At 46.3% G+C, this 5,753-nt stretch carries 2 tRNA genes and 3 rRNA genes; all 5 read right to left on the minus strand.

The annotated features are described in order from the left end of the window. Positions 1-231 precede the first annotated feature (231 nt). Positions 232-338 (minus strand): 5S ribosomal RNA (gene rrf / locus EV196_RS19675). Positions 339-492: 154 nt separating this feature from the next. After that, positions 493-3,322 (minus strand): 23S ribosomal RNA (locus tag EV196_RS19680). A gap of 271 nt (positions 3,323-3,593) precedes the next feature. Continuing rightward, a tRNA-Ala gene (locus EV196_RS19685) sits at positions 3,594-3,667 on the minus strand. Between the two features lie 148 nt (positions 3,668-3,815). Next, positions 3,816-3,889 (minus strand) — tRNA-Ile (locus EV196_RS19690). Positions 3,890-4,033: 144 nt separating this feature from the next. Beyond that, positions 4,034-5,549 (minus strand): 16S ribosomal RNA (locus EV196_RS19695). The 16S, 23S and 5S rRNA genes sit together here with 2 tRNA genes alongside, the layout of an rRNA operon. Positions 5,550-5,753: the final 204 nt, after the last annotated feature.

Genomic DNA, 5,753 nt, shown 5'->3' on the forward strand with positions numbered 1-5,753 from the left:
TATGGCAAGTTTTTAAGTGGTTTAAAAAGCGCGCTATCCGCTATATCTTTTTATGCTGGAGTTTTATCGTAATGGTATTAAGTAAGGTAAGGCATAAAAAGGATGCCGCTTCTATCGCTCTTGCAAGCATCAGTTAGGGTAGGGATTAAACCCTAAATTCGGTTTCTATCCGTTATTACCTAAGTTTATAAAAACAAAAAAGCCCTTCATATTTCTATGAAGGGCTTCCAAAAAAGGCAACGACCTACTCTCCCACAATGCAGTACCATCGGCGCTAACGGGCTTAACTTCTCTGTTCGGAATGGTAAGAGGTGAGCCCCGTCGCTATAACCACCTTAAGTCATAGCTGTCGTAATAAGTTTAAGCTTATTACTTACAGCGTTCTGATTAAAAACCAAAACAAATATCTTAACATATTGAAAAAAGGGTATTGCTACCATTATACATGAATACTATAATAATTAGTTATTGAACTTTATAAAAAAACAGGCGTACAATAAGCCTATGGGTTATTAGTACTACTCGGCTACGACATTACTGCCCTTACACCTATAGCCTATCAACGTGGTCATCTTCCACGACCCTTTAAAGAAATCTCATCTTGTGGTGGGTTTCGCGCTTATATGCTTTCAGCGCTTATCCCTTCCCAACGTAGCTACTCTGCAGTGCTCCTGGCGGAACAACAGATACACCAGAGGTTGGTCCAACTCGGTCCTCTCGTACTAGAGTCAGATCCACTCAAATTTCTAACGCCCACTGTAGATAGAGACCGAACTGTCTCACGACGTTCTGAACCCAGCTCGCGTGCCACTTTAATGGGCGAACAGCCCAACCCTTGGGACCTTCTCCAGCCCCAGGATGTGACGAGCCGACATCGAGGTGCCAAACCCCCCCGTCGATATGAGCTCTTGGGGGAGATCAGCCTGTTATCCCCGGCGTACCTTTTATCCTTTGAGCGATGGCCCTTCCATGCGGAACCACCGGATCACTATGCTCTACTTTCGTACCTGATCGACTTGTAGGTCTCTCAGTCAAGCTCCCTTATGCCATTGCACTCTACGTACGATTACCAACCGTACTGAGGGAACCTTTAGAAGCCTCCGTTACTCTTTTGGAGGCGACCACCCCAGTCAAACTACCCACCAAGCACTGTCCCCTTTGTTCAAGGGTTAGACTCTAGATAAGCAAAGGGTGGTATTTCAACAATGACTCCACAACGCCTAGCGACGCCACTTCAAAGTCTCCCACCTATCCTACACATTACTTATCCAAAACCAATACTAAGCTATAGTAAAGGTGCACGGGGTCTTTTCGTCCCACAGCGGGTAATCGGCATCTTCACCGATACTACAATTTCACCGAGCTCATGGCTGAGACAGTGTCCAGATCGTTGCACCATTCGTGCAGGTCGGAACTTACCCGACAAGGAATTTCGCTACCTTAGGACCGTTATAGTTACGGCCGCCGTTTACTGGGGCTTCATTTAAGACCTTCGCTTACGCTAAGCCCTCCACTTAACCTTCCAGCACCGGGCAGGTGTCAGGCCATATACATCATCTTTCAATTTAGCATAGCCCTGTGTTTTTGATAAACAGTCGCCTGGACCTTTTCACTGCGGCCACCCCGAAGGGTGGCGACTCTTCTCCCGAAGTTACGAGTCTATTTTGCCTAATTCCTTAGCCATGAATCTCTCGAGCACCTTAGAATTCTCATCCCAACTACCTGTGTCGGTTTAGGGTACGGGCTGCTTCACTCGCTTTTCTTGGAAGTCGCTACTCTGGATTATCACCTTGACCGAAGTCTCAGTGTACTATCGCCGTGTTACCACTGGCTTCAACGAACTATTCCGTCAGTTCGCACCAAATTTACGCCTCCGTCACTTTTAACGTGAGCAGGTACAGGAATATTAACCTGTTGTCCATCCACTACCCCTTTCGGGTTCGCGTTAGGTCCCGACTAACCCTCAGCTGATTAGCATAGCTGAGGAAACCTTAGTCTTTCGGTGTGCGGGTTTCTCGCCCGCATTATCGTTACTTATGCCTACATTTTCTTTTGTAGCTTCTCCAGCATGGCTCACACCACACCTTCGACGACACTACAATGCTCCCCTACCACCCTGAATCAAGTTCAGGGTCCATAGCTTCGGTAATATGTTTATGCCCGATTATTATCCATGCCGAACCGCTCGACTAGTGAGCTGTTACGCACTCTTTAAATGAATGGCTGCTTCCAAGCCAACATCCTAGCTGTCTAAGCAGTTCAACCTCGTTATTTCAACTTAACATATATTTGGGGACCTTAGCTGATGGTCTGGGTTCTTTCCCTCTCGGACATGGACCTTAGCACCCATGCCCTCACTGCTGAAAAACATTCTATAGCATTCGGAGTTTGTCAGGAATTGGTAGGCGGTGAAGCCCCCGCATCCAATCAGTAGCTCTACCTCTATAGAACTTTTAATCAACGCTGCACCTAAATGCATTTCGGGGAGTACGAGCTATTTCCGAGTTTGATTGGCCTTTCACCCCTACCCACAGGTCATCCGAAGACTTTTCAACGTCAACCGGTTCGGTCCTCCACTGTATGTTACTACAGCTTCAACCTGCCCATGGGTAGATCACACGGTTTCGCGTCTACCACTACTGACTAAAGCGCCCTATTCAGACTCGCTTTCGCTACGGATCCGTGACTTAATCACTTAACCTTGCCAGCAACGGTAACTCGTAGGCTCATTATGCAAAAGGCACGCCGTCACCCCAAAGGGCTCCGACCGCTTGTAAGCGTATGGTTTCAGGTTCTATTTCACTCCCTTATTCAGGGTTCTTTTCACCTTTCCCTCACGGTACTAGTTCACTATCGGTCTCTCAGGAGTATTTAGCCTTATCGGATGGTCCCGACTGTTTCATACAGGATTACTCGTGTCCCGCACTACTCAGGATACCACTATCTAGACATTCTTTGCTTATACCGGGCTATCACCGTCTATGGCCCCTCTTTCCAAAGGGTTCTAATTCATCCTGTTTCGAATATCGTGGTCCTACAACCCCAGACTTGCCGTAACAAGCCTGGTTTGGGCTAATCCGCGTTCGCTCGCCACTACTAGCGGAATCACTATTGTTTTCTTCTCCTCCGGGTACTTAGATGTTTCAGTTCCCCGGGTTTGCTTCCTTTCGGATACTATGTCTTCAACATAGTGGGTTGCCCCATTCGGATATCTACGGATCAAATCGTGTGTGCCGATCCCCGTAGCTTTTCGCAGCTTATCACGTCCTTCATCGCCTCTGAGAGCCTAGGCATTCCCCATACGCCCTTATTTAGCTTATTGTACTTTTTGCTTTTTTAATGAGTTACTATTCAGTTTACAGTTTTCAGTCCCAGTTTGCAGTAAATAAATACCAAATCCTGTTTCTTACACCCCGTAAATTGAACGTTTTTTGATTAATTGGATATCGCTCGATGTGATTCCAATTAATCTAAATTATTATTTAAAATTAGACGAATCTAATCTTAATTTTCATGTATCTTTTTTCAATATGTCAATGAACGTGTGGCGAATCGCCACTGATAAATTATCAGTAGACGACGTTAAGCCGTTGTGGAGAATATCGGAGTCGAACCGATGACCTCCTGCGTGCAAGGCAGGCGCTCTAGCCAGCTGAGCTAATCCCCCGTCCTTCAGAATTCAGAATCATGAATTCAGAATTACGAATTGTGAATTCTCAACTTCTAAAATTTCCTTTTCAATATGTTATGAACGTCTAAAGCCAATAATATATCAAATAATCAATTATTTAATAATCAAATCAACCTTTAGGTTGTAGTCTCAGGCAGACTCGAACTGCCGACCTCTACATTATCAGTGTAGCGCTCTAACCAGCTGAGCTATGAGACTGTTTATAGTCGTTAGTTTTCAGTTTTCAGCAAATAAATTTACCGACCACCGTATCCTGGTGACTTATTATTTAAATTAACAGCAATGAGAATAAACTACTCTTTTCTTAGTTTTTTGGTTTTCCTTTTAATCGTCTTTCTCTAGAAAGGAGGTGTTCCAGCCGCACCTTCCGGTACGGCTACCTTGTTACGACTTAGCCCTAGTTACCGATTTTACCCTAGGCCGCTCCTTGCGGTGACGGACTTCAGGCACTCCCAGCTTCCATGGCTTGACGGGCGGTGTGTACAAGGCCCGGGAACGTATTCACCGCATCATGGCTGATATGCGATTACTAGCGATTCCAGCTTCACGGAGTCGAGTTGCAGACTCCGATCCGAACTGTGATAGGGTTTATAGATTCGCTCCTGGTCGCCCAGTGGCTGCTCTCTGTCCCTACCATTGTAGCACGTGTGTAGCCCAGGACGTAAGGGCCGTGATGATTTGACGTCATCCCCACCTTCCTCACAGTTTGCACTGGCAGTCTTGCTAGAGTTCCCGACATGACTCGCTGGCAACTAACAACAGGGGTTGCGCTCGTTATAGGACTTAACCTGACACCTCACGGCACGAGCTGACGACAACCATGCAGCACCTTGTAGATGGTCCGAAGAAATAAGTGTCTCCACCTAATGCAATCTACATTTAAGCCCTGGTAAGGTTCCTCGCGTATCATCGAATTAAACCACATGCTCCACCGCTTGTGCGGGCCCCCGTCAATTCCTTTGAGTTTCATTCTTGCGAACGTACTCCCCAGGTGGGATACTTATCACTTTCGCTTAGCCACTCAGATAAATCCGAACAGCTAGTATCCATCGTTTACGGCGTGGACTACCAGGGTATCTAATCCTGTTCGCTCCCCACGCTTTCGTCCATCAGTGTCAATACAATGTTAGTGATCTGCCTTCGCAATTGGTATTCTATGTAATATCTATGCATTTCACCGCTACACTACATATTCTAACCACTTCACATTGATTCAAGATAACCAGTATCAAAGGCAATTCTACCGTTGAGCGGCAGGATTTCACCTCTGACTTAATCATCCACCTACGGACCCTTTAAACCCAATGATTCCGGATAACGCTTGGATCCTCCGTATTACCGCGGCTGCTGGCACGGAGTTAGCCGATCCTTATTCTTACGGTACCGTCAAGCCGCTACACGTAGCGGTGTTTCTTCCCGTATAAAAGCAGTTTACAACCCATAGGGCCGTCTTCCTGCACGCGGCATGGCTGGATCAGAGTTGCCTCCATTGTCCAATATTCCTCACTGCTGCCTCCCGTAGGAGTCTGGTCCGTGTCTCAGTACCAGTGTGGGGGATCCCCCTCTCAGGGCCCCTATCTATCGTTGCCATGGTGTGCCGTTACCACTCCATCTAGCTAATAGAACGCATACTCATCTCTTACCGTAACCTTTAATAACATCCCCATGCGGGGTCGTTATGCTATGCGATATTAATCCAAATTTCTCTGGGCTATCCCGCAGTAAGAGGCAGATTGTATACGCGTTACGCACCCGTGCGCCGGTCTCAAGAAAAGCAAGCTTCTCTCTACCCCTCGACTTGCATGTGTTAGGCCTGCCGCTAGCGTTCATCCTGAGCCAGGATCAAACTCTTCATCGTTAATTTGTATCGGACATATCAATATGCCCTTGTTAACAATCAATCGGAATTTCTAGTACTCAAAATGGTTTATTCTCTTTGTCGATTCGCATCGTTTCCAATGCTAATCTTACGCTGTCAATTCAATATGTTTATGAACTTGTTTCTTTCTTGTCCCAGCTCGTTTCCTTGCTAAGCGGGTGCAAATATAAAACCCTTTTTTTT

Source organism: Mariniflexile fucanivorans, assembly GCF_004341235.1.
Lineage (GTDB): Bacteria > Bacteroidota > Bacteroidia > Flavobacteriales > Flavobacteriaceae > Mariniflexile > Mariniflexile fucanivorans.